Below are 528 nucleotides of genomic sequence, written 5' to 3' on the forward strand. Positions count from 1 at the left end.
ATGGTCCCGGCATCCCTACTATCGAGGCGCCGGAGGTTCCGGTTGTGCCGGTGGGGGACAAGCCCGGGTCCGGTGTCAGTGGTTCGGATTCGGGTTATGGCAGCGAGTTCGGTGACACCGGCAGCGAGTCCGGTTACGTTGGCAGCGAGTTCGGTGACACCGGCAGCGAGTCCGGTTACGTTGGCAGCGAGTTCGGTGACACCGGCAGCGAGTCCGGTTACGTTGGCAGCGAATCCGGTGACACCGGAAGCGGTTTCGGTGATGTGGACTCGGGTTATGGCAGCGATGCCGACTCCGCGCCTGCCCGCAGCGGCATTTCCGGTAATGGTTCCACCAGAATCGGCCCGCTGACCACCGCCACCGCGGCCGTGGGTGTGGGGGTTGGTGGAGTGCTCGGTCAGGGTGGTGGGCCGGGCGCCACTCCTGGTACGGCAGCGGGCACCCCGTCGCCGGGAATGCATCTGCCCACACCGGGCGCGGTGGATCCGGTCACCGCTGGTCCCACGCTTATCGGCGTGCCGTCGGGCG

Annotated in this window: 1 pseudogene; it reads left to right on the plus strand. The window is 67.6% G+C overall.

The features are described from left to right. Window positions 1-44: 44 nt before the first annotated feature. Window positions 45-528 (plus strand): annotated as a pseudogene (locus E1288_RS48520) (hypothetical protein); the annotation flags it as partial.

It is taken from the genome of Saccharopolyspora elongata (assembly GCF_004348985.1).
Classification (GTDB): Bacteria; Actinomycetota; Actinomycetes; order Mycobacteriales; family Pseudonocardiaceae; genus Saccharopolyspora; species Saccharopolyspora elongata.